This window comes from Campylobacter novaezeelandiae (genome assembly GCF_018968685.1).
In the GTDB taxonomy this organism is placed as follows: Bacteria; Campylobacterota; Campylobacteria; order Campylobacterales; family Campylobacteraceae; genus Campylobacter_D; species Campylobacter_D novaezeelandiae.
In genome coordinates, this window is sequence record NZ_CP076657.1 from 1,168,979 (window position 1) to 1,193,110 (window position 24,132).

General features: G+C 27.2%; 19 protein-coding genes, 1 tRNA gene and 1 rRNA gene. 15 read left to right on the forward strand and 6 right to left on the reverse strand.

All coding sequences use genetic code 11. The features are described 5' to 3' along the window. Window positions 1-8: 8 nt before the first annotated feature. Window positions 9-1,124, reverse strand: a complete 1,116-nt coding sequence (gene dnaJ, locus CNZW441b_RS05970) for a molecular chaperone DnaJ (RefSeq protein WP_131166207.1) — start codon at window positions 1,122-1,124, stop codon at window positions 9-11. Window positions 1,125-1,228: 104 nt separating this feature from the next. On the opposite strand from dnaJ, the gene CNZW441b_RS05975 reads away from it, so the two are divergent. Genes CNZW441b_RS05975 through recR form a run of 3 tightly spaced genes read left to right on the forward strand, consistent with a single transcriptional unit; the run spans window position 1,229 to window position 3,718 of the window. Further along, window positions 1,229-1,903 carry a response regulator transcription factor gene (locus CNZW441b_RS05975; RefSeq protein ID WP_131163471.1) on the forward strand — a complete coding sequence of 225 codons (675 nt, stop codon included), beginning with the start codon at window positions 1,229-1,231 and terminating at the stop codon, window positions 1,901-1,903. Beyond that, complete coding sequence (locus tag CNZW441b_RS05980) at window positions 1,900-3,147, forward strand: ArsS family sensor histidine kinase (RefSeq protein ID WP_131166208.1); 1,248 nt, start codon at window positions 1,900-1,902, stop codon at window positions 3,145-3,147. Before CNZW441b_RS05975 ends, CNZW441b_RS05980 begins: the two co-directional genes overlap by 4 nt. Further along, entirely contained in the window at window positions 3,137-3,718 is a 582-nt protein-coding gene (gene recR, locus CNZW441b_RS05985; protein WP_131163499.1) for a recombination mediator RecR, read from the forward strand. The genes CNZW441b_RS05980 and recR overlap by 11 nt, the downstream gene beginning before the upstream one ends. Here the strand turns inward: recR and uvrC are convergent. Together uvrC and CNZW441b_RS05995 are read right to left on the reverse strand one after the other, a co-directional pair. Continuing rightward, window positions 3,715-5,502 carry an excinuclease ABC subunit UvrC gene (gene uvrC, locus CNZW441b_RS05990; RefSeq protein WP_131166209.1) on the reverse strand — a complete coding sequence of 596 codons (1,788 nt, stop codon included), beginning with the start codon at window positions 5,500-5,502 and terminating at the stop codon, window positions 3,715-3,717. The two genes, recR and uvrC, sit on opposite strands and share 4 nt — an antisense overlap. Next, entirely contained in the window at window positions 5,492-5,947 is a 456-nt protein-coding gene (locus tag CNZW441b_RS05995; RefSeq protein ID WP_131163468.1) for a hypothetical protein, read from the reverse strand. Before CNZW441b_RS05995 ends, uvrC begins: the two co-directional genes overlap by 11 nt. Before the next feature lie 136 nt (window positions 5,948-6,083). Here CNZW441b_RS05995 and guaA point away from each other — a divergent pair, with 136 nt between their 5' ends. The 8 genes from guaA (at window position 6,084) to CNZW441b_RS06035 (ending at window position 16,711) form a co-directional block, all read left to right on the forward strand. Beyond that, on the forward strand, window positions 6,084-7,619 hold the full coding sequence (gene guaA / locus CNZW441b_RS06000) for a glutamine-hydrolyzing GMP synthase (RefSeq protein ID WP_131166210.1): 1,536 nt from the start codon (window positions 6,084-6,086) through the stop codon (window positions 7,617-7,619). Between the two features lie 572 nt (window positions 7,620-8,191). Beyond that, window positions 8,192-9,604 (forward strand): hypothetical protein, encoded by a 1,413-nt coding sequence (locus tag CNZW441b_RS06005; protein ID WP_131166211.1) that lies wholly within the window; start codon window positions 8,192-8,194, stop codon window positions 9,602-9,604. Between the two features lie 228 nt (window positions 9,605-9,832). Next, a complete protein-coding gene (purD, locus tag CNZW441b_RS06010) occupies window positions 9,833-11,086 on the forward strand; it encodes a phosphoribosylamine--glycine ligase (RefSeq protein ID WP_216681305.1) in 1,254 nt (417 codons plus the stop codon). Further along, entirely contained in the window at window positions 11,083-11,535 is a 453-nt protein-coding gene (locus CNZW441b_RS06015) for an RDD family protein (RefSeq protein WP_131163463.1), read from the forward strand. Before purD ends, CNZW441b_RS06015 begins: the two co-directional genes overlap by 4 nt. Further along, window positions 11,525-13,570, forward strand: coding sequence for an LPS-assembly protein LptD (locus CNZW441b_RS06020; protein ID WP_131166213.1), 2,046 nt, complete (start codon window positions 11,525-11,527; stop codon window positions 13,568-13,570). The genes CNZW441b_RS06015 and CNZW441b_RS06020 overlap by 11 nt, the downstream gene beginning before the upstream one ends. A gap of 69 nt (window positions 13,571-13,639) precedes the next feature. After that, complete coding sequence (locus tag CNZW441b_RS06025) at window positions 13,640-15,739, forward strand: polyribonucleotide nucleotidyltransferase (RefSeq protein ID WP_131186753.1); 2,100 nt, start codon at window positions 13,640-13,642, stop codon at window positions 15,737-15,739. After that, window positions 15,732-16,232, forward strand: a complete 501-nt coding sequence (locus CNZW441b_RS06030) for a DNA-deoxyinosine glycosylase (RefSeq protein WP_131186752.1) — start codon at window positions 15,732-15,734, stop codon at window positions 16,230-16,232. The genes CNZW441b_RS06025 and CNZW441b_RS06030 overlap by 8 nt, the downstream gene beginning before the upstream one ends. Window positions 16,233-16,249: 17 nt before the next feature. Continuing rightward, complete coding sequence (locus tag CNZW441b_RS06035) at window positions 16,250-16,711, forward strand: low molecular weight protein-tyrosine-phosphatase (protein WP_216681306.1); 462 nt, start codon at window positions 16,250-16,252, stop codon at window positions 16,709-16,711. Here CNZW441b_RS06035 and CNZW441b_RS06040 read toward each other — a convergent pair. After that, window positions 16,698-18,788, reverse strand: coding sequence for an RNA degradosome polyphosphate kinase (locus CNZW441b_RS06040; protein WP_131166215.1), 2,091 nt, complete (start codon window positions 18,786-18,788; stop codon window positions 16,698-16,700). The genes CNZW441b_RS06035 and CNZW441b_RS06040 overlap by 14 nt on opposite strands. 195 nt (window positions 18,789-18,983) lie before the next feature. Between CNZW441b_RS06040 and nrfH the strand changes: the two genes are divergently transcribed. From nrfH to CNZW441b_RS06060, 4 genes are all read left to right on the forward strand, one after another. Continuing rightward, window positions 18,984-19,490: a cytochrome c nitrite reductase small subunit gene (gene nrfH, locus CNZW441b_RS06045; protein WP_243830598.1), complete on the forward strand. Its 507-nt coding sequence runs from the start codon at window positions 18,984-18,986 to the stop codon at window positions 19,488-19,490. 19 nt (window positions 19,491-19,509) lie between these two features. Continuing rightward, a complete protein-coding gene (locus tag CNZW441b_RS06050; RefSeq protein ID WP_131166217.1) occupies window positions 19,510-21,318 on the forward strand; it encodes an ammonia-forming cytochrome c nitrite reductase subunit c552 in 1,809 nt (602 codons plus the stop codon). Between the two features lie 97 nt (window positions 21,319-21,415). Next, entirely contained in the window at window positions 21,416-21,970 is a 555-nt protein-coding gene (locus CNZW441b_RS06055) for a hypothetical protein (protein WP_131166218.1), read from the forward strand. Window positions 21,971-22,015: 45 nt separating this feature from the next. Further along, window positions 22,016-22,105, forward strand: a tRNA-Ser gene (locus tag CNZW441b_RS06060). A gap of 1,093 nt (window positions 22,106-23,198) precedes the next feature. Here CNZW441b_RS06060 and CNZW441b_RS06065 read toward each other — a convergent pair. Both CNZW441b_RS06065 and rrf read right to left on the reverse strand, forming a co-directional pair. Further along, the gene (locus tag CNZW441b_RS06065) at window positions 23,199-23,405 is read right to left on the reverse strand and encodes a hypothetical protein (protein ID WP_131186750.1); all 207 of its coding nucleotides are present in this window, start codon (window positions 23,403-23,405) and stop codon (window positions 23,199-23,201) included. A 510-nt stretch (window positions 23,406-23,915) separates the two neighbouring features. Further along, window positions 23,916-24,032: ribosomal RNA gene (gene rrf, locus CNZW441b_RS06070) — 5S ribosomal RNA — on the reverse strand. Between the last annotated feature and the right edge of the window lie 100 nt (window positions 24,033-24,132).

Below are 24,132 nucleotides of genomic sequence, written 5' to 3' on the forward strand. Positions count from 1 at the left end.
TTTTGTAACTAACTTTTAAACCAAGAAGTAATTTTCTCAAAAAATCCTTTTTGTTCATGATGCATGCCATCTTTTATTCCAAAGCTTTCACCTAATTGTTCTAACAATTTTCTTTGTTCATCGTTAAGTGTTTTTGGAAAAGTTATTGCAATTTGAACAATCTGAGAACCAAATTCATTAGAATGAATATTTTTTACACCTTCATTCTGCAAAATAAATCTTTGTTTATCTTTGGCTCCTATTGGAAGTTTTAATATAGCTTCCCCTCTTATAGTAGGAACCTTGATACTTTCTCCTAAAATTGCCTGAGTAAAGAAAACTGGAAATTCTATATAGATATCTTCCCCATCACGAATAAAGGTATCATCTTCTTTTGCTATTATTTTTACAAACAAATCGCCTCTTGTTCCATTTTTGATAATATTACCTTTATTTGCAACTTTTAAAGTTATTCCTGTATCTACACCTTCTGGGATATTAATTTCTACCTTATCTTTTATCTCTTCATAACCCAAACCCTTGCAATCAGGACAGCGTTCACTTACCTTTTCCCCGCTTCCTTTACAATCAGGACAAGTTTGAGCAAAAGTAATAAAACCTTGTTGAATTCCAACTTGACCCTTTCCTTTACATTTAGGACAAGTTTGAGTTTTACCATCTTTAGCGCCACTTCCATCACACTTCTTGCAAAAACTCTTATAAGCAAAATCTATAGTTTTTTTACATCCAAAAACTGCTTCTTTAAAATTTAAATGAAGATTAATATTTAGTTGTGAATTGAATTTTTCATTATTTGCTCTTTTTTTATTAGAACGTGCAAAACCTCCACCAAAAAAGCTCGAGAAAATATCACTCAAGTCCTCAAAATCAGAAAATCCTCCATCAAAACCAGAGGAACTTCCTCCAAGTCCTGCTTTTCCATAACGATCATATATTGCTCTTTTTTCATCATTGCTTAAAACCTCGTAAGCTTCGTTGATTAATTTAAATTTATTTTCAGCTTCTTTATCTCCTTGGTTTCTATCAGGATGATATTTTAAAGCTAACTTTCTATAAGCTTTTTTAATCGTATCTTTATTAGCACTTTGTTCTATTTCTAAAATTTCATAATAATTAATTTCCATTGCATCTCCGCTTATTTATTAAATAATTTAGAAAATAAAAAAGTAATTTACCAAGTTTTTAATATAATTTAAATAAAATTACACTAAAAAATTAAGGAAAAGCAATGATTAATGTTTTAATGATAGAAGATGATCCTGACTTTGCACAATTGTTATCTGAATATTTAGCTCAGTTCAATATAAAAATTACAAATTTTGAAAACCCTCGTTTAGCTTTAGAAACTGGAATTCAAAATTATGATTGTTTAATTTTAGATTTGACTTTACCGCAAATTGATGGTTTAGAAATTTGTAAAGAAATAAGGCAAAAAAGTCATATTCCTATTATCATATCTTCAGCAAGAGGAGATTTAAGTGATAAAGTTGTGGGACTTCAAATTGGAGCTGATGATTATCTTCCAAAACCTTATGATCCAAAAGAAATGTATGCAAGAATTATAAGCCTTATTCGTCGTGCCAAAAGAATTGATAAACAAAATTCTACAGAGAACTTAAATTCTGTATTTAAAATTGATGAAAAAAAGCACGAAATTACTTATAATAATCAAGTTCTAACTTTAACACCAGCAGAATATGAAATCTTAGAATATCTAATACAACAAAATGGATATTCAATATCAAGAGAACAACTTGTTAATCGTTGCAAAAATTTAAAAGATAAAGATTCTAAAAGCTTAGATGTAATTATAGGAAGATTAAGAGTTAAGATAGGAGATAGTTCAAAATCTCCTAAACATATTTTTTCAGTTAGAGGAATAGGATATAAACTTATAGGATGATTAAAAATTACTCTATTAATACAAAATTAATTATTTTATTTGTTGTAACCTTTTTTTTAGTATGTGTTCTTTTTATTATCCTTTTAAAAATTGAAGGCAATATTTACAACAAAGAAGAAAGTTTTAAACAAGAAAATTTAATCAAAAGCTTGTTAAATAATTATAAAAATGAAGTTGATACTGACTTAAAAAAATATTTAATCAACAGCGGATTTAATATAGTAAAAAACAATCAACTCATAAAACTTATTAGAAAAGAAGGGAAAATAGCTTTTATGCAAGATGGAGATTATTGCGATCTTTATTCTTTATTTTATAATAACAATCTTTATTTGGATATGCAGTGTAAAAATTCATCTAATGCTCTATTTGAACAAAGTGCAAACAATAGAGTATATAATCTTTTATTAGCAGGATTTTTCTTTTTTTCTTTTCTAGTCATTTTTATGTATCTTTCTGTTTTAAAGTCTTTAGAACCATTAAAAAAACTTCGTATGCAAATTGCAGAAGTTAGCAATGGAAAAAAACCTAAATTTGAAAATTATCAAGATGATGAAGTAGGAAAAATAGCTTTTGAATTTGAAAAAGCTTTCAAAAAAAATCAAGAACTCATAGAGTCAAGACAACTTTTTTTAAGAACTATTATGCACGAGCTTAAAACCCCTATCGGAAAAGGCAGAATTATTACTGAAATGATTAAAGACTTCAAACAAAAAGATCGTTTAAATGATATTTTTATAAGACTTGATCTTTTAATTAATGAATTTGCAAAAATGGAAAGTTTATTTTCTAAAAACTACAATCTTAACATCACGCAAAATCAATTTAGCGTTATTTTAAATGAAGCTAAAGTCTATCTAATGCGTGATGACTTAGATAAAGTTATTAATATAAAATTATATTCTGATCCTTTTTTAAATGTCGATCTTGAAATTTTCTCTTTAATTTTAAAAAATATGCTAGATAATGCGCTTAAATACTCTGATGATGGAACTTGTAAGCTTGAATGCTATAAAGATTCTTTTGTTATTAAAAATCCTGGAAAAGAATTAAGTCAACCCATTGAATACTATTTTAAAGCTTTTTCAAGAGAAAAATATGAGAAAGTTGGAGGAATGGGACTTGGTCTTTACATAGTTTATGAAGTCTGCAGACTTCATAATTTTGAATTAATTTATAATTATGAAAAAGGAAAACACTGTTTTATGGTATTTTTTGGAGAAAAAAATAAAAATGGCAATTAAAGGCATAGAAAAATTCAATAATCTCGTAGAAAGCTTTGCGAGTCTTCCAACGATTGGAAAAAAAACTGCGATTCGCTTGGCTTATTATATTTGCACAAGCAATCATCTAGAAGGCATGAAGCTTGCACATAATATAGAAAATGCCTTACGCTTTATCAAACCTTGCACACAATGTGGTGCCTTAAGCGAAAATGAGCTTTGTGATATTTGCACAGATGAAAATCGCCAAAAAGATTTAATTTGCATTATACAAAGTCCTAAAGATGTTTTAATTCTCGAAGAAAGCAATAGTTATAATGGATTTTACTTTGTCTTAGAAAATTTAGAAGAAGAAAAAATTCAAAAACTTATTTCTATGATAAAAAAAAACAATACAAAAGAACTTATTTTTGCTTTTACTCATAGTATAAATTCAGATACTATGATTTTCTTTATAGAAGAAAAATTAAAAAATTTAAATTTAAAATTTAGTAAAATAGCACAAGGTATCCCAAGTGGGGTAAATTTAGAAAATGTAGACTTTATTTCATTGCATCAAGCAATAAATTTTAGAACTAATATTGAAAATTAAATATTTTTAATTTTCTGTGCAATTTTTTTATTACAAACAAAACTAAGCTCGTTAAAATCTGCTTTATAAATATTTTCAAAATTACCAAAATAATGAAGTAATTTTTGTATATTAGCCTCACTTAGACCCAAATTAAGAAGTTTTGAACTTTCTAAGTCTTGTTTTCTTTTAGTATTTTGATGAAATTTTATAGCAAAACGATGAGCTTCATCTCTTAATTTTTGCAAAAATTGTAATTTTTTATCATCAACACTTAAAGAAAATTCACCTTTAATAGAATGAATTTTATCTTTTGCTCCACCTTTTGCTCTATGAGCTTTAAAATCGATTTTTTCTTTTGAAATCGCTAAAATATCAATATTTGCTCCACTACTTTCAATGATAGCTTTTGCCAAATCAAGTAAAACCTTCCCGCCATCTATAACCCATAAATCAGGAGGTGGGTTTTTGTCAAAATCTTTAGCCCTTCTTGTTAAAACTTCTCTCATTTGATCATAATCATTTTTATAATGAAGATGAAATCTTTTATATTTTTGCTTATCCCACTCATCTTGCCTGTAACAAACCATAGCACCAATGGTAGCTGAACCTTGCAAATGAGAATTATCAAATATTTCTATGCAATTTGGGAAATTCTCAAGTTCAAAATATGTTTTTAGCTCTTTTAAAATTTCAAAAGAATTATTCTTTTTATATGAATTTATGTTAATTAAAGCATTTTGATATGCTAAATTACAAATTTTTCTTTTTTCACCTATTTTTGGGTTTTTAATAATAATTTTTTTTGAAAACCTTTTACAAAGCAATTCTTCAAGAAGTTTTAAATCTTCAAATTCTTCATAAACATAAATTTGATTTGAAACGATAGGAATATCATAATTAAAATTTTCTAAAATAAACTGTTTATAAATTGCATTTTTATCAAACACATCATTTTTTAAAACAATTATCTTATGATTTGAACCAATCACCTTGCCATTTTGAATCACAAAGCGTAAAAGAGAAAGTAAATTATTCTCATAAGCAATAGCAAAAACTTCAAAATCTTCCAATTTTGCAAGATCAATTTGCACCTTGGTTTCTAAATCCTTAATAGTAGCAATTTGATCTCTAATCTTAGCAGCCTCTTCATAATTTTCATTTTGAGCTAGATGCATCATTTGTTTTTCTAAATTTTTAATCAAAATGTTAGGATTTAATAGAGCATTAGTTGCTTCATTTAAAATTTTTTCATACTCATTTTTTGAAATCAAATTAGCACAAGGAGCTTTACAGCGATTAATTTGATGAAAAAGACAAGGACTTTTACAAGAATTTTTTTGCCTTAAAGGGTAATAATAATAAAGTGCATTTAAAAGCTCTTTTACCCCTTTAAAAAAAGGACCAAAATATTTAATTTTACTTTTTTTAATAAGCTTTCTTGTGCTTTGAAATCTAGGAAATTCTTCATTAAAATCTATATAAATATAAGGATAAGTCTTATCATCTCTTAATAAAATATTATATTTTGGATGAAGTTGCTTGATAAAAGAATTCTCCAAAATTAGAGCATCAGCTTCTGAATTTGTGGTAATAAATTCTAAATGAGTTGCCTCTTTAATCATTTTTTGAATTCTTAATGAATTTCTTGGATTTGGTGCAAAAAAAGGTGTAAAAATAAAATAAGATCTTACACGATTTTTTAAATTTTTAGCCTTGCCTACATACAAAAGTTTGCCATTTTCATCAAAATACTGATAAATTCCTGAACTTTGGGGTAAAGTTTTTAACTCATCATAAATCATTGATTTTTGCTCTTAATTCTTCAAATTGTACATATAATTTTTTATTTTTAAAAGGATTGTTAAATCTAGCTTTTGAAAGCTCAATATAAGATGTTTTTCTTTCTTCTTGTATGAAATTTTTTTTCTCTTTATAACGCTGGGAGAAAATTTTAATAGTATCGACTTTATCAAACGGGGTATTTAAAAATTTTTTTGTGAAAATTTTTATAAGAATTTTAATGTTATTTTTGGTATCATCATTGTTTAAATCTTGATATCCAACAGAATGAAAAGTAACAATATTTAAAATATTATTGTGAATAAAAATTTTTGAAATTAAACGCTGATGTTTTAAATTCATTAATTTTAAAAATTCTTTATAGAGGATAAAATTTTTTAAGGGTTTATAATGATGAAGGCTTATCATATCATTTATAACAGTATCAACACTTTTAATTTTCTTCATAAAATTATTTTAGCATTTTTTTTCTTAATATTTTTAAGTGCTTGTGGCTATAAAGATAATCCTTCATATATTAGTTATGATCAAAATAAATCCGTTAAAAGTATTAAAAAATATGAAAATTTAAACAGGTGGTAAAATGAAAAAAGATTATATTTTAGTATTAGATTTTGGCTCTCAATACACTCAATTAATAGCAAGAAGATTAAGAGAGCAAGGTGTTTATACAGAAATTCTACCTTTTAATGTAAGCTTAGCAGATATAAAAGCAAAAGAGCCTAAAGGTATTATTTTAAGTGGTGGCCCTGCTAGTGTTTATGCAACAGATGCTTATTTTTGTGACAAAGGTGTATTTGAATTAAATTTACCTATACTTGGAATTTGTTATGGAATGCAACTTATGGCTCATCATTTTAAAGCCAATGTCATGCCAGCAGGACACAAAGAGTATGGAAAAGCAAATATAGAAATCAAAAAAGATAGTGCATTATTTAAAAATTTACCCAAAAAACAAACCGTATGGATGAGTCATTCTGATAAAGTGGAAAATCTCCCAGAAGGTTTTGAAGTTTTGGCCACAAGTGAAAATAGTCCTTTTTGTGTTTTTGCTGATGAAAAACGCAAATTCTTCGCCTTACAATTTCATCCTGAAGTTCAACACAGTGAATTTGGAAAAAGTATTTTAAAAAACTTTGCTAAATATGCTTGTAATTGTGAAAGCATTTGGAATATGGGCTCTTTTGCAAAATCTCAAATTCTTAAAATTCAAGAAGAAGTAGGCAAAAATAAAGTTCTTTGTGCGGTAAGTGGAGGAGTTGATAGTAGTGTTGTAGCAGCTTTACTTGCAAATGCCATTAAAGAACAACTTATTGTTGTCTTTGTAGATAATGGTCTTTTAAGAGCCAAAGAAAAAGAACAAGTTGAATTTATGTTTAAAAATACCTTAAATATTCCTCTTATCAGTATAGATGCAAGTGAAATATTTTTAAGTCGTCTAAAAGGCGTTATTGATCCTGAACAAAAAAGAAAAATTATAGGCAATACCTTTATAGAAGTTTTTGAAAATGAAGCAAAAAAACATAGTGATGTTAAGTATCTTGCACAAGGAACACTTTATACAGATATCATAGAAAGTTCAGTTATCGGGGCAAGTAAAACTATAAAAAGTCATCATAATGTAGGAGGACTTCCAGAAAAAATGAACTTAAAACTCATAGAACCTTTAAAAGAAATTTTTAAAGATGAAGTCCGTGCTTTGGGTCTTGAATTAGGACTTAATAAAGATATTGTCTTTCGTCATCCTTTTCCAGGACCTGGGCTTGCCATACGCATTATGGGTGAAGTAAATAAAGAAAGTTTAGATTTATTGCGTAAAGCAGATGTTATCTTGATTGAAGAATTAAAAAGTACTGGTTGGTATGATAAAACTTGGCAAGCATTTTGCGTGCTTTTAAATGTTAAAAGTGTAGGTGTTATGGGTGATAATCGCACCTATGATAATGCAATTTGCATAAGAGTTGTTAATGCAAGCGATGGAATGACAGCTACTTTTTCTCATTTGCCTTATGAAATTTTAGAAAATATAAGCAGACGCATTATCAATGAAGTCCAAGGAATCAACCGTGTTGTTTATGATATTTCTAGTAAGCCACCTGCGACAATAGAATGGGAATAACTATTTTTACAAAAATACACTACAGCAGAAGGAATATTTTTGTAAACAATTTTTGATATTTTAAAAATATCAAAAATCCTGCGACGAAATCTAATACTTGCGGGAATTGGAAGTATATGTGAAAGTAGCAAAATAACTGTTATTTTTTAAACTTTTGTCTTTGGGATAAAAAAGATAATATATTGCGAGCACTACCTAAATTTCAATATCTAAATTTTCAAATTTTTGACCTAATTTAATCGCCATTTTTGAATTCGTTATCTATTGCAAAAACTTGTATTTTGATGTTTATATTTAAGAATATCTTTTGTAAAAATACTTATTTCTATTATATTTTAGCCTGATTTAGATCTAAACTTTTAATCATTACAGAAAATGGCTTTTTAGAGCTTAGATATAAAACTCCTGTTTGTTTTGGATTTTTAATAAAAAAACATTTTACTTCCTTAAAAATAAAAATAATTAATTATAAATTGATTAAAAGAAATTAAAAATAAATTTTTATTTATTATATAAATTTTATAAAAATAAAGTTAGAATTAGAATTTTATGAAAGTTTTCAAGGAAGAAATATGCATGGAAAAATAGCAATTTATATGGATTCCACAGGACGTGGAACTGTCACAAATTCAGCCAAAATATTTTTTGAGTTTAATCGTCAAATTTGGAATGATAAAAGAAGTATGCCAAGTGTTGGAATGCTTGTTGAATTCCGTTCAGATGGCAAAACTATAACCGGAATTCGTCCTTCTAAATTTCAGGAATTTAAAGAAGGTGATTTTATCACAGAAAATGACTTTTGGAAAACAGACAATGATGATGAACTCGAAGATTTACAAAATACACGTAGAAGTGCGTATATAACAGAACTTTACCGTAGTACTGATTATGATACTATAGAAAAAATTCCTCTTTCTTTTACCATACCTCAAGCTATACAAAAATATTTTTCAGGAGAAATTCTCTCAGTTGAAGCTTTAAAATCCAATATCCAAGATCAAAAAGAAATCCCATGCATTTTAGATTATATCATTATAAAACGTTTTTTAAACAAATCTCTTGATACTTTAATTTTTATGGATAATTCTATAGATCAAACACAATTTAGCTCCTTAAAAAGCATAATAATGCATCTTGAAAATTCTTATACAGATATGAAAGATAAACATAAAATGTTTAATATTAATAAAATCTTTAATGAAACCTTTTTATCTCTTCAATGTCACTATCAAGCACTTCTTGCTACCATAGATACAAGAAAAAATCGATCAGCTGCCTTAGAGTCTCAAATTAAAAATCTTAATCTTGAACTTAATTCAAAGTCTAATGCCAATCCTGATAAAATCAAAGCAAAACAGGAGAGATTAGAAAGCCTTCAAAAAGAAAATGAGTATTATAAAACTTCCCTTAAGCGTCTTATTGCTATTAAAGAAGACTTTTATAAAAAGAATTTAAGTATTTTTGAAAATGCTTTTAAATTATCTAAAGAAAAACTCTTTTCTAAAATTATTACAGGGCTTAACCTTTGTGCTACTATTATGGACATGAAAATTTGGAAGCTTTCTTTAAAATCATCTGGGGTAAAAAATTCATATTTTACAAGAACCAATATAGAAAATTCTTTTTGCTCCTTATCTTTTGCTGAACATTATTTAAGTCGACTTAATAAATCAGCACTAAATCCTTTTGATCATAAACTTTTGCTTTATATTCAAAAAATTTCTAAAGAGCAAAGAAAAAAATTTTTAGTTGTTACTTCAGATCTTGATTTACTTTGCAAAATTAAAATTGAAATTTTTTCTTTAAATCCTTACTATCTTGTGAAATATGCCCCGAAAAAAGTTAATTATCAATCTTTAATGAGAGATAATACTTTTGATATAGTTTATATTGATGAAAAACACGTTTGGGACAACGTTGCAGATATTATACTAGAAGGAAAACATTTTGATAAAACAGGAAAAACGAAATTTAAACTCATTTAACTATAAATTTTTAAGTTAAATACCGCTATAATTTTAATGCCTAAGCAGTATAGCATTTAAAGATTCAACAAAAAATATTTAACTGCGAATGTATAATTTACCGTGTCTGTGGCTTCGCTTGAGTTTTTTAAATTAAAACGAGAAGTTGCAGCCTTTAAAAATTATCTAGCGGTTCTCTTGACTTCTTGGAGTCATTTAAAGTTAACTGTTTAGGTTTCAAGGAGATATATGAAAATACTTATTTTAGGTAGCGGTGCAAGAGAATATTCTATAGCCCTAGCTTTAAAACAAACTACAAAGAATCTAGATTTATATTTTTCCCCTGGAAATGGGGCTACTCAAAACCTTGGAACAAACTTAAATATTGAAGATATTAATGAAATTGCAAATTATGCAAAAACAAATAAAATAGATCTTTGTATAGTTGGAAGTGAAGATTTTTTAGCAAAAGGGGTTGTTGACATTTTCAAAGAAAATAACTTAACTATTTTTGGACCAACAAAAGCAGCGGCAATGCTTGAAAGTTCAAAAACTTTTATGAAAAATTTTTTAAACAAATATAATATCAAAACAGCAAAATTTTTAACTACTAATGATTTAAACGAAGCTAAAAATTTTATACAAAAACTAACCCCACCTATTGTTGTAAAAGCAGATGGTTTATGTGCTGGTAAAGGTGTAATTATTACTTTAACACACGAAGAGGCAATATATGAAAGCAAAAAAATGCTTGATGGTGAAAGCTTTGGTGATGCTGGAAAATCTATAGTTATTGAAGAATTTCTAGAAGGATATGAGCTTAGTATTTTTGCTATTTGTGATGGAGATGATTTTATTCTTTTACCTGTAGCACAAGATCATAAAAAACTTTTAGATGAAGATAAGGGGCCAAATACTGGTGGAATGGGCGCTTATGCACCAAGTCCTTTGGCCAGTGAAGAACTTTTAGAAAAAATTAAAAAAGATATCATTATACCTACTTTAGAAGGAATGAAAAAAGAAAATAAAGAATTTCATGGAGTGCTTTTCATAGGTGCAATGATAGTAAAAAATGAACCTTATGTTTTAGAATTTAATGTTCGTTTTGGAGATCCTGAATGTGAAGTTTTGATGCCTTTGATCAAAAATCCACTCGAACTTATTTTAGCCTCAACACAAAAGCATTTAAAAGATATAAAATTAGAATTAAAAAATGAATTTGCTGTTGGCGTAGTTTGCGCAAGTAAAAACTATCCTTATAAAAATTCAGAAAAAAGCGAAATTATTATTAAAAGCATTCCTGAAAATTCTCATATTTCATATGCTGGAGTTAGTTTAGAAAATAATCAACTTATGGCAAGCGGTGGACGTATTTTAGTATGTGTTGGATTGGGAAAAAATCTTAAAGAAGCTAAACAAAAAGCTTATGATTTATGTGATAATATCCATTTTGAAGGAAAACAATTTAGAAAAGATATTGGATTTTGGGTTTTTAAAAAATGAAAGAAGATTTATTCGATAAACTTGAACGTGAAAATTTAAAAATTGCTAGTTTTTATAAAAGAGTCTTAGCTTATTTAATAGATAATTTAATTTTATCTTGCATAGTTTTTGTTATATTTTATAACCAATTTTCGATGGCAAAGGATGCTTTTGAAGTAACACAAATCCTAGGAAATTTCTCTTTAGGCTTTATGCTTTTACATTTTTTTTACCACTCCTTATTTACCTACATGTATGGTGCAAGTTTAGGAAAAATGGTTTGTAAAATCATTATTTTAGATGAAGATTTGCTTGATAAGCCAACATTAAAACAAAGCTGTATTAGATCTGCTATAAGACAGATAAGTGATATAGCCTTTATGTTGGGTTTTGTATGGGCTTTGGGAAACAACTTACGTAAAACTTGGGAAGATTATGTAGCAAGGACAATTGTCGTCAATGCTGCGTAAGATTTTCTTGCTTTTGGGAACTGCTTTTGTTCTTAATGCAGTTGAAATTAATATCTATGCCTTAAATGTAAAAAAAGAAAAAGATATAATTACTGCAAATACAGATGTTGTGATTTTTTCTGATTTTTATTTTATCACTGCAAATAAAGCAATTTATAATGAAACAACTCAAGAAGTTGAACTTTTTGGCGATGTCAACGTTTTAAGAGGACAAAATGAACGTCTTCATTCAAACTATGCTAAAATTAAACTTAATACAGATGAAGCAAAATTTCAAAATTTCTTTTTTTCTAATAACAACCTTGAAGTATGGTTTCAAAGTAAAAATAGTTATTTAAGTAACAATAAATTTGAAAGTCAGATTTCTAGTGTTTCAAGTTGTAATGTTGAAAATCCAGATTGGGAAATTCGTTTTAGTGACGGATGGCTTAATAGAGAAAATAATTTTGTTCATCTTTATAATGCAAAATTATATGTTAAAGGTGTTCCTGTTTTTTATTTACCTTATTTTGGTTTTAGTGCAGATACACATAGACAAAGTGGGTTACTTATCCCTCAAATTGTTTTAAAGAAAAATGAAGGACTTTATTATCAGCAACCAATTTATATAGCCTATAAGGATAATTGGGATTTAGAATTAAATCCTCAAATTAGAGCAAAAAGAGGATTTGGTTTATATTCTAGTTTAAGATTTGTAGATTCTTTATACTCTATGGGAAATTTAAATTTCGGTCTTTTTAGAGAAAAAAAGCAATATTATTTTAAAGAAAATTTAAAAAATCAAACTCATGGTGGTATAGAATTAAAATATTTAAGAAATAACCTTATAAAAGGATTACTTGGAGATAATTTTCAAGAAAATTTATGGGTAGATGCAACCTATCTTAATGATATAGATTATTTTAATCTTAGCCCCAGTGCTTACAATGATTTAACTTCACTCGTTACATCAAAAATTAACTATTTTTTAGCAGATGAAAATAATTTCTATGGAGCTTATGCAAAATACTATATTGATACTTCAAAAGTTAACAATAAAGATACCCTACAAGAATACCCTTCTTTTCAATATCATAGGTTCTTAAATTCTTTATGGAAAGAAAATATTCGTTATTCTTTTGATGCATCTTTTCATAATTATTACAGGCAAGTAGGATCTTATGCTAATCAGCTTAATTTAACTTTACCTTTTTCTTATCATGATGTTTTCTTTGATAATTTTTTGCATTTTACTTTCACTGAAAATTTTTATGCCTCTTTTGTTAATTATTCTCAAGATCCTCAAAAAAACAAAGAGCATCTTTTTAAAAATACTCATGAATTTAATCTATATACTGATTTATCAAAATCGTATGACAATTTCTTTCACACTTTAAATTTTGGAATTAATTATTTACTGCCTGGAACAAAATCTGGTTTCATTACAGAAGATTATCTTAAGTCAGAAAATGAAGAAGAAAATTCGAAATTATATATTGTGCAATATTTTTATAATCAACTTGGAGATAAAAAATTTAAACATCGTTTTAATATAAACTATTTAAATCGTCAAGAAAAATTTGAAAAAATAGAAAATTTATTTACTTATTATTATAATGATTACATTAGCTTCAATAATGAAATCAAATATTCTTATTTACAAAATCGTTTTAGTAAAATTTTAAGTCAATTACAAACCAATATCGTTCCAAAATTTAATTGGAATTTTTCTCATGCTTATCAAAATGATGAATATGGAAAGTATAGCTTTATAAGCACACAGGCTAATTATAAATTTAATCAAAATTATTATGTTTTTGGTGGAATTTGGTTTGATACCCAAAGATCACATCCTAATATGTGGGAAATTGGATATACTTATCAAAGAAAATGTTGGAATTATTCTTTAGTATATAGAGAAAAAATAGATCCTCAACTTACAAGCGGAGGAATTAGTGCTAAAAATCAAAGCGGGGTCTATTTTGTCTTTAATTTCTATCCTATTGGAGGAGTTAAGTATGATTTTTCTTTACAAGAAAGCGAAAATAAAATTTAAAGGATTATCTTGTTTAATTCATTTTTAAAAAAAATAACAAATACTTTTTTTGGAGAAAAAGGAAATAAAATGCAATACAACATACAAATTAATAAAAATTTAGAAACTTTTTATATTGACAAAGTAGCTAGACAAGCTCTAGGTTCTGTCTTACTTCAAGTTGGAAAAAGCGTTGTTTTAGCAACTATTGCAAAAGAGGATAAAAAAGTTGAAGAAGATTTTCTACCCTTAACCGTTCAATATATAGAAAAAGCATATGCTGCAGGTAAAATTCCAGGCGGATATGTAAAAAGAGAAACTAAGCCAAGCGATATAGAAACCTTAAATGCAAGAATTATTGATAGAAGTTTAAGACCATTATTTCCAAAAGGTTATCTTTATCCTACACAAATTACTGTAATGATACTTTCAGCTGATTGTGAAACAGATTTACAGGTAATAAGTTTAAATGCTGCAAGTATTGCTCTTTATATAAGCGGAATTCCTATTAAAGCTCCAGTGTGCGGGGTGCGTATTGCAAAAATTAATGAAGAATTTATTCTTAATCCAAACAATCAAGAACTTCAAAAAAGCTCTTTAGATCTTTATGTATCTGGGGTAAAAGATGAACTTTTAATGATAGAAATGAGAGCCTTGCCAAGTAAGGATAATGATACTCAAAAAATGAATGAATTAAGCGAAGATGAGACAATCAAAGCTTTAGAGATGGCTCAACAAGCAATTTATGAAGCATCTTGTATTTATGAAAAAACTTTCGCTAAACATAAAAAAGAAATTGATATTGAACTAAAAGAACAAATAGAAAATAATGAACTTTTTGAATTTATAGAAAAAAATTATCTAAATGATATCAAAAATGCTATCAATCAAATGGCAAAAAGTGAACGAGCAAGCGAACTTGATAAAATTTCTCAAAAAATCCTAAATTTTCATTCTAACGAAGGATGGAGTCAAGAAGAAATTTTAAATACTCTATTTTTAATTAAAAGAAAAATTATAAGAGAACAAATTATTTATGAAAGAAAAAGAGCTGATGGAAGAGCTTTAAATGAAGTACGCCCTATCGATATAGAAACAAATATTTTACCAAATGCACACGGATCTTGCCTTTTTACAAGAGGCCAAACTCAAGCACTTGTAGTAGCTACTTTAGGCAATGACAATGATGCGCAAATGATAGACTTGCTCACAGAAAAAAATCCTATCAATGAACGCTTTATGGTTAATTATAATTTTCCAGGATTTAGCGTTGGTGAAGCAAGTCCTATAAAAGCACCTGGAAGACGAGAATTAGGCCATGGAAATTTAGCTAAAAGAGCTCTTTATCCAAGTATTGATGAAGATTATCCTTATGTAATTCGTTTAGTAAGTGAAATTTTAGAAAGCAATGGTTCAAGTTCTATGGCTTCAGTATGTGGAGGATCTTTGGCTTTAAGAGCTGCTGGAGTACAAAGCATTGACCTTATAGCAGGTGTTGCTATGGGACTTATTTTTGAAAAAGACAAATACGCTATATTAACCGATATTATGGGTTTAGAAGATCACGATGGGGATATGGACTTTAAAGTAGCTGGAAATAAAGATGGTATTACTGCTTTGCAAATGGATATAAAACTTGGTGGCATAAATAAAGAAATATTAAAAGAAGCTCTTATGCAAGCAAAAGAAGCAAGAATTCATATTCTTAATATCATGCAAAAAGCTAATGAAAATATTATAGTCAATGAAGAAATTTTGCCAAAATTAGAATTATTTAAAATCGATCCTTCAAAAATTGTTGATATTATAGGACAAGGTGGAAAAACAATTAAAGAAATTGTTGAAAAATTTGATGTTTGTATTGATATTGATAGAGAAAAAGGTGAAATAAAAATTGCAAGTAATAATAATGAATGTATAAAATTAGCCAAAGAATACATTTTAAATATCACTAAAGGAAAGAAAAAAGAAACCCTAAAAGATATTTCAGAATTTGAACTTCATCAGGAATTTACAGGTATTGTAAAAAAAGTTACCTCTTTTGGTGCTTTTATTGAACTTAAAAATGGCATAGATGGATTGCTTCATAGCTCTAAAATCAAAAGCACACTCAATATTGGAGATGAAATAAAAGTTAAGATTAATGAAATTAAAAATGGAAAAATTTCTGTAGATTTAGCAAATGAATGATATCATAATCCATCCTTTAGAACCTTTTTTTGATAGAAATTCAAAAATACTAATCTTAGGTTCTTTTCCATCAATAAAATCAAGAATTAGTGGATTTTACTATCAACATCCAAGAAATCATTTTTGGAGAATTTTAGAAAAATTATATCAAGCAAAATCACTAAATAATATTAATGCTCAAAAAAAATTTTTAAAAACACATCACATAGCTTTATGGGACGTTTTACAAAGTTGTAAAATTAAAAATTCAAATGATAAAACTATAAGTTTTCCAAAGATGAATGATTTAAATCAAATTCTAGATAAAGCTAAAATTGAAAAAATAGCCATAACAGGCAAAAAGGCTTTTGCTTTATTTAAAAAATATCAAGAAGCTTTTGTAAAAGAAGCTTACCCTGATATTCAAATTCTAAATCTTCCATCAAGCTCACCTGCAAATTTAAATTTTAGCTTCGAACAACTTGTTAAAAAATACCAAGCTATATTAGAATAAATCAAAAAAGGGAAAGAATGAAAAAAATTTGTTTTGTATGCTTAGGAAATATATGCCGATCCCCTATGGCTGAATTTATTATGAAAGATTTAATCAAAAAAGATAATACTATACATATAGAAGTTACAAGCGCTGGAACTTCTGGTTATCACGATGGAGAAGATATGCACGTAAAAACAAAAGAACAGCTTAAAAAAGCAAGTATTCAAGCAAATGGATTTATTAGTAAAAAACTAACGCAAACCATGTGCGATAATAATGATTATATTATAGTTATGGATAATTCTAATTTTAATAATGTTTTAAAAGATTTTAAAAATATAGAAAATAAAATTTTAAAACTTACTCAATTTGCAAAAGAATTAAACTACAACGAAGTTCCAGATCCTTGGTTTACGCATAATTTTGACGAAACTTATAAAATAATCTCTTTAGCTTGTAATAATCTATTAAGCTTTTTAAAAATTAATCATTTTTAAAAAGCTTAATAGCCAACGATTTTGCCTTACTTTGATCCGTATCTTTTTTTAAGGTTTTATAAATTTTACTCACATATTCTTCTAAAATAGTATGAGAATTTATGCGTTTTTCATTTTTTTTAGGGGTTATTTTATAGTATTCTCCATGATTATTTAACTCATAAGATAAGGTATTATCATCAAGTTGTAAATGTAAAATTTTAGAAAGTTTAGCCTTACTTCTTTCATCAAAAATAGGAGACATTAATTCCAATCTTCTTTCTAAATTTCTAGGCATCCAATCAGCACTTGAAATAAAATAATTCGGTTCGCTATGTTTAAAATAAAAAATTCTTGCATGTTCTAAGTATTTACCAATAATACTTTTAACTCTAATATTTTTACTATAAGACTCACCTGGTCTTAAACAACAAATTCCGCGCACAATAAGATCGATTTTAACCCCCTTAATAGAAGCTTCGTATAGGGCTTTAATAATATCAGGATCAACTAAAGAATTCATTTTAGCAATAATTACACCTTCTTGCTCTTTTAAACTTTCTACACGGATCATTTCAAGAATTTTTTCTTTAATTTGATTAGGACTCATTGCTAAAGTTTTTAAAGTTCTATTTTTATTAAATCCTGAAAGAATATGAAAAAAACTAGTTGTATCTTTTGCAAATTCTTCCTTACTAGTAAAATAACTCACATCTGTATAGATCTTAGCACTACTTGCATTATAGTTTCCCGTGCTTAAATGCACATAGAATTTAAGTTTATCGTTATGCTTTCTAATTACTTGCGAAACTTTAGCATGCACTTTAAATCCAGTAATACCATAAATCACATGAGCACCCGCATCTTCTAAAGCTTTAGCCCAATGTAAATTATTTTCCTCATCAAATCTTGCTTTAAGTTCAACCATAACTGTTACTTGCTTTCCATCGCTTGCAGCATCAATCAAAGCTTGAACTATATTTGAGTTTTTTTCAACTCTATAAAGTGTCATTCTTATAGATATAACCTCTGGATCTTTGCTTGCCTCTTTTATAAATTTATACACAGGATCAAAACTTTCAAAAGGTTGCAATATCATTATATCTTCTTTATCTATAGCATTAAAAATCGAAGTGTTTTCATCAAAAGGAGGCAATACCTTTGGAGTATAAAGTGGATTTAAAAGATGAGTAAAGGTTTTATTTTCAATAATTTGCCAAAGTGCTGGTAAATTTAAAAGTATAGAATACTCATAAATATCTTTATTAAAAATTTTCATATGAGTATTTAAAAATTCCATAATTTGTTCATCAGCATTTTTTTGGATCTGAAGTCTTACAAAAGCACCTTTTCTACGAAGCTTTAAACCTTGTTCTAAAATCATCATAAAATCATCTGCTTCTTCTTCTTCTATAACTATATCAGCATTTCTTGTAACTCTAAAAGCTGCTGAAGATAAAAGCTTATAACCTGGAAAGATATCTTCTATATGAGGGGTTACTATACTTTCAATAGGAACATAAATATTTGAACTTACTTCATAAAATCTTGGTAATACCCTAGGAATTCTAATCATTCCAAATTTAATAAGCTCAGGATTACTTTTATCACAAATTTTAACTACTAAAGAAAAGGATAAATTATTTAAATGCGGAAAAGGATGTGTAGCATCTACTGCTATAGGAACAATTACAGAAAAAATATAAGAAAAAAAATACTCATCACATTTTGCTTTTAAATTTTTATCAAGTTTTTCATAGGGCTTAATGAATAGATTTTCTTTTTCAAGCTCTTTGGTGATTTTAATAAAATATTCTTCTAAAAGTTTTTGTTCTTGATGAAGATATTTACGAATTTCTTTTAATTGTTTTAAAGGAGTCATCTCATCACTACTGCTTGTATTAATTCCTACAGAAAAAAGTTGTTTTAATCCTGCAACTCTAATCATATAAAATTCATCTAAATTAGTACAATAAATTGCAATAAATTTTAATTTTTCAAGCAAAGGTAAATCTTTAGAACATTGATCTAAAACGCGGGAATTAAATTTAAGCCAAGAAAGTTCCCTGTTTAAAAACATACTAGGATTAATTTGCATTCAAAACTCCTTACAACCTAGCAATTTAAAAAATAACAATTTGTTAATAATATTATAAATTGGTAAAGATTTCACTAATTTAAATAATATACCCTTTTAAACTAATTAAGAGTAAATATATCCTTAAATTAATATTAAATATATATTAGTTAAAATTTTAATTTTCATTTTCTTTAAACAAATTTACTAAAGGAGATTTTTTTGAAACATAAAAAACCTTTTTTAAGCCTTTCTAGTATTTTTTTAATTCTTCTTATAGCTTTTTTCATTATTGGTTTTTACACTTTCTATAATGCAAAAGGAACTTCTTATCTAAGCAACGCTAGCGAATCTTGTAATAATTGTCATATTATGAATGAAGTTTATAATGACTATCTTGCAGGGCCTCATTCTAAGAAAATTGCTGGTGAACCTAGAGCGACTTGTTCTGATTGTCATTTACCACATAATTTTATCAACAAATGGATCGCAAAAGCTCAAAGTGGTCTAGGACATGCTTATGCATTTACTTTTAAGCTTGATGAATTGCCAACCAATCTTAGTGCTAATGAGAAGAGCAAAAAAATGGTTCAAGATAATTGCATCCGTTGTCATGCAGATTATGCGGCAAGTGCAATAAATGCAACAACAAATCATCATTCAAATAATGCTTTAAATTGTGCTTCTTGCCATAGTGGCGTAGGACACAAACTTGGATTTTAACTATTAGGAGGAAATTATTATGAATAAAAAAATTTTATACCCTGGTATAATTGCTTTAGTCATTTTAATTGCTGGAGTTCTCTGGCTCAATAATGATATAAGCAAAAAACAACAAGAAAGTTTGGGCGGAATTGATAGTAAAAATTTCGTTGAACTAAGTGATGATAATCCAACATTTGATGTATGGGGGAAGAATTTTCCAGATCATTTAGACATGTATTTAAAAGTTGAACAAGAAAAACCAATTCCAACAGAATATGGTGGAAATTTAGCTTATTCTAAACTTATACGCTATCCACAACTAACTGTACTTTGGGCTGGCTATCCTTTTGCTCTTGACGCAAATGAAGAAAGAGGACATTTTTGGGTTCAAGTTGATCAAATGGATACAGCAAGAAATAATAAAGATTTTTTAAATGCACATGGATATAAAGCTTTTCAAGGTCAGCCAACTGCTTGTATGAATTGCCATAGTGGATGGACACCTTGGCTTATAAAAAATGTCGCAAAAAATGATTGGGTGGCTTTTAACACTACTAAATACTGGACTATGATTAAAAATATTCCTGATAATATGAGTACACCAACAAACATACCAGAACATCAAAGTATACATGGCGGAAAAAGAATGGGTGTAACTTGTGCTGATTGTCATAATCCAAATGACATGAGCTTAAGACTCACTAGACCTGCAGCTATCAATGCTTTAGTTGCAAGAGGATATGAAAAAGATCCTATACAAGGAATTAAAGCAACTAGAGAAGAAATGAGAACTCTTGTTTGCTCTCAATGCCATGTAGAATACTACTTTAAACCAACAGGAACAAAAGTAAAAGTAATTGGTGAAAGCATAGCAAATGATAATACCAAAAAATGGTGGGATGGAACTCAAAAAACTTATGATGAATTTGACTCTTGGAGAGATGGTAATCAGGCCATTGAAATTGAAGCTGATGGTTTAGAGTTAGTTTTCCCTTGGGCTGAATGGAAAAAAGGACAACCATTTAGAATTGAAATGTTTGATGATTATTATGAAAAAGTTCGTTCTATTTTTGCAAAAGATTGGGATCATAAAATAACTGGTGCGCCTATGCTTAAAATTCAACATCCAGAAAGTGAATTATACAGTGGTGGAGTTCATGCTGCCAATGGAGTAAGCTGTGCTGATTGTCATATGCCTTATATTAGAAAAGGCGCTAAAAAGCTTACTCAACATAATATTACCTCTCCTTTACAAGATATAAATTCAGCTTGTAAAACTTGTCATACTCAAAGCGAAAGCTATCTAAAGGCACAAATTAAAGATATTCAAAATTCAGTAGCTTATGATCTAAGAACTGCAGAATATGCTATCGTAAGTCTTATTCAAGATATCAAAACTTTAAGAGATACTTTATCTAACATGCCAGAATATAAAAATAATAATCAAAAAATCAACAATGAATTAAAAGAAGTTTTAGAACTTCATAGAAAAGCTCAAATGAGAGCAGATTTTATCGGTGCTGAAAATTCAACAGGATTTCATAACCCTAGAGAAGCATCAAGAATGCTATTGCAAGCTGTAGATATGGCAAGACTTGGGCAAGCCAAACTTGTAGAAATTGCAACTGCTAATAAAATAAACAATTTTAAAATTTCTAATTTAGGTTTTGAGGATATTCAAAAATTAAATCCTGGAGAAATTTATTATAAAACAGATCTTAATGGACATAAAACTGGAGAAAGATATTATAAACATTCCAATATTAACGGAAATCCTCCATCAGATCTTTTAGAGAATGATAAAAATATTAAACCTTATAATTATCAAGTTATTGATAAAAAATAAAAATTTAGAAGATAGATTTAACCCTTCTATCTTCTAAATTTCACTTTTGCTTTAGATTCCTATTTTATAATAAATTAAAAAATAAAAAAGGGAAACAATGAGCAAAAATCAGCTATTTAGACAAATCCATATTTATATTAGTTTATTTTTCTTACCTATGGCATTCATTTTTTCTATTTCTGGTATAGCATATATTTTTGGCTTTAAGCAAGATATTGGAATAAAAGAAGAAAATTATATAATCAAACAAAACATAAAAGATGAAGAGCAAGGAAATTTTTTACTTAATTTTTTGAAAGAAAATAACTTAAGCATTCCATCAAATACAAAATTATTCAAAGATAAGAAAAATAATAGTATTAATATGGGTGGAGCACATTATCAAGCAAGTATTACTAAAATAAACGATAATGAATATAAAATCACAACCAAAACAAGAAGTTTGCTAGGTGATTTAATAATGCTTCATAAAAATAAAGGAATGTGGTATTTTTCTGTGCTTTCAGTTGCCTTTGGATGTGCATTATTTTTTCTTTATTTTTCAGGCTTATTTATTACTTTATTTGCAAGTAAAAAAAATAGAAAAAAGCAAATTTATGTGCTATTGCTGGGTATTTTGATCACTTTTTTATTAGCTTATTTAAGTCTTTAATTAAGGCTAATTTTAAGCAAATTTATATATAATACCCATTTTAAAGGACAGATGGGTGAGTGGCTGAAACCACACCCCTGCTAAGGGTGCAGATCTTAACGGGTCTCGAGGGTTCAAATCCCTCTCTGTCCGCCACTAAGTCTTTTAATTTAAAATTTATAATTCTTAAATATTTTCTATAAATCTCAAGATTATAATATTTTGTTAAATTTTATAACCAGCTAAAATTCATCTATAGAATATTTTTGATAAAAATCTTTTCATTAAAAATACTAAAATTGCATAAATTTATAAATTAAAATAATTTCAAATTTATTTTTTACATTTTTAAAATTTTGAACTTAATTTTTAATCAATAACTAAAAGACGTTTTATTCCAAGTACATGAAATGACATTAAGTGAAATATTTGAAGTTTGGTAGCGGAAAGAAAACAGAAGTAAAGAAATTAATTAATAATTATATAATTAATTTAATTGATAATATGGCAAAAAACTTATGTCGAGGATTTTAAAAACAATGAAAGAAATAAATGTTTTTAGAACTATGCCACTTTTTAAATTTATAAGAATAAGACTATATATCGGCTAAATGATAGTCTTATAATATTTACTAGATCAAAAAAAAGATTTTACCCATAAAACTTAACGATATCTAACAAATGAGATCAACTTATATATAAAAATTATAATATACCTGTTTGCGAACTTAAACAAAACAAAGCTTTAAAATCAATGTGTAGCATCACAAAAGAACAAAAACTCTTTTAGAATACAAGCGTTTTAATTAAGGTTAAACAACCGAATAAGATATAAATAGCAATCAAATATTGTTTTACTAGAAATCAAAACTTATAAAATAGGATACAAAATAACAAACTTAGAATTTATCTTGAATATAAATAATGATAAACGTATAACACGAAAAAGCTGAACAAGAAAAATTTTTTACAAGACTAAAAAAATACTAAGCATTATATAATCAATTTATAATAAATGCTTTGGCGAAATGTAGCAACTCATTACAACTATAACGAACGAAGCTAATAATAAAATTTCAACCATCAAAGAACGAATGATAATCAATCCACCCCTTTTAATATCAAAAACTTCAAAGACATATAAAGCTTAAAGAAATAAAAATAAAGCCCAAGAACTTTTTTATTTAAATAAGCAAAGAGTAATTAAAGTAAAAGAAGTATAAAACTATAAAAATCTTTTTACAACGAATTAAACAAATATGTCTAAAAGCTTATCTTTTTTGCTAGTATCTACTTGATTATCCACATTTATATTAATATCTTTACTTACTTCGATATTTTTTTCCTTGTTTTCTTGTTTAAGTTTTACTTCTTCAAGTTTTAATAATGGTTTTACTGTATAACGTAAGTTTGTATCAATAACTTGATTACAACATTGAGAATATACTAATCCCATAATTAGCCTTTAGCGATACAAATACCCAATTTAAAACGAACTTGATATTGGTATTGATGTATTGCTAACAATTGTGAAAATATTCCCACAAGTCATACTTCTACCTTCCATAAATTCTTGTTGCAAATTACCAAGATTTTCTTACTATGATAACTATGATTTAAAGCTAAAGCAACACTATACAATGAAGCAATAATCATTAAATTTAGATAACTTTTTTCATTTTTATCCAGCTTTTTAAAACATAATTATAAATTATATTTTAAACATAATAAATTTAAATCTTAACCCTCTCATTCATTAGATAATACCTATCTTAACCATTCTAAAAACCATTAAAAATAAACATTCTAAAATAACTAAAATATAAAAAACAATTAGAATTTAAATTAAATCATAAACATTCAACTTAATATATTAAACAAACAATCCTAAATAATCTTTTTAAAACCTTAATATTGAAATTATTATTTATAATTAGTAGTATGTAGTATAAGAAGTAAATTAACAAGTCCGCAATGAGCTACTTTCCCCCTGCCAGTAAGGCGTAGTATCATCACCCACGATGTGCTTAGCTTCTTGGTTCGGGATGGAGCAAGGCGTTTCCACATCTGTATAATCACGGACATTGTTATTTAAATATTCTTTATTCTATCTTTAATATTATTTATAAAAGACAATGATTAATTTACACATTTATTATTTAAGTAAGAATACTTAAAAAACA

Coding starts and splice junctions, on each gene's coding strand:
- CNZW441b_RS06035 (WP_216681306.1), top strand. CDS start 16,250: ATGAAAAAAATTTGTTTTGTATGCTTAGGAAATATATGCCGATCCCCT.
- CNZW441b_RS06025 (WP_131186753.1), top strand. CDS start 13,640: ATGCAATACAACATACAAATTAATAAAAATTTAGAAACTTTTTATATT.
- CNZW441b_RS06005 (WP_131166211.1), top strand. CDS start 8,192: ATGCATGGAAAAATAGCAATTTATATGGATTCCACAGGACGTGGAACT.
- CNZW441b_RS06030 (WP_131186752.1), top strand. CDS start 15,732: ATGAATGATATCATAATCCATCCTTTAGAACCTTTTTTTGATAGAAAT.
- CNZW441b_RS06020 (WP_131166213.1), top strand. CDS start 11,525: ATGCTGCGTAAGATTTTCTTGCTTTTGGGAACTGCTTTTGTTCTTAAT.
- CNZW441b_RS06050 (WP_131166217.1), top strand. CDS start 19,510: ATGAATAAAAAAATTTTATACCCTGGTATAATTGCTTTAGTCATTTTA.
- dnaJ (WP_131166207.1), bottom strand. CDS start 1,124: ATGGAAATTAATTATTATGAAATTTTAGAAATAGAACAAAGTGCTAAT.
- guaA (WP_131166210.1), top strand. CDS start 6,084: ATGAAAAAAGATTATATTTTAGTATTAGATTTTGGCTCTCAATACACT.
- CNZW441b_RS06040 (WP_131166215.1), bottom strand. CDS start 18,788: ATGCAAATTAATCCTAGTATGTTTTTAAACAGGGAACTTTCTTGGCTT.
- CNZW441b_RS05980 (WP_131166208.1), top strand. CDS start 1,900: ATGATTAAAAATTACTCTATTAATACAAAATTAATTATTTTATTTGTT.
- CNZW441b_RS06015 (WP_131163463.1), top strand. CDS start 11,083: ATGAAAGAAGATTTATTCGATAAACTTGAACGTGAAAATTTAAAAATT.
- CNZW441b_RS05995 (WP_131163468.1), bottom strand. CDS start 5,947: ATGAAGAAAATTAAAAGTGTTGATACTGTTATAAATGATATGATAAGC.
- CNZW441b_RS06065 (WP_131186750.1), bottom strand. CDS start 23,405: ATGGGATTAGTATATTCTCAATGTTGTAATCAAGTTATTGATACAAAC.
- purD (WP_216681305.1), top strand. CDS start 9,833: ATGAAAATACTTATTTTAGGTAGCGGTGCAAGAGAATATTCTATAGCC.
- CNZW441b_RS05975 (WP_131163471.1), top strand. CDS start 1,229: ATGATTAATGTTTTAATGATAGAAGATGATCCTGACTTTGCACAATTG.
- recR (WP_131163499.1), top strand. CDS start 3,137: ATGGCAATTAAAGGCATAGAAAAATTCAATAATCTCGTAGAAAGCTTT.
- uvrC (WP_131166209.1), bottom strand. CDS start 5,502: ATGATTTATGATGAGTTAAAAACTTTACCCCAAAGTTCAGGAATTTAT.
- CNZW441b_RS06055 (WP_131166218.1), top strand. CDS start 21,416: ATGAGCAAAAATCAGCTATTTAGACAAATCCATATTTATATTAGTTTA.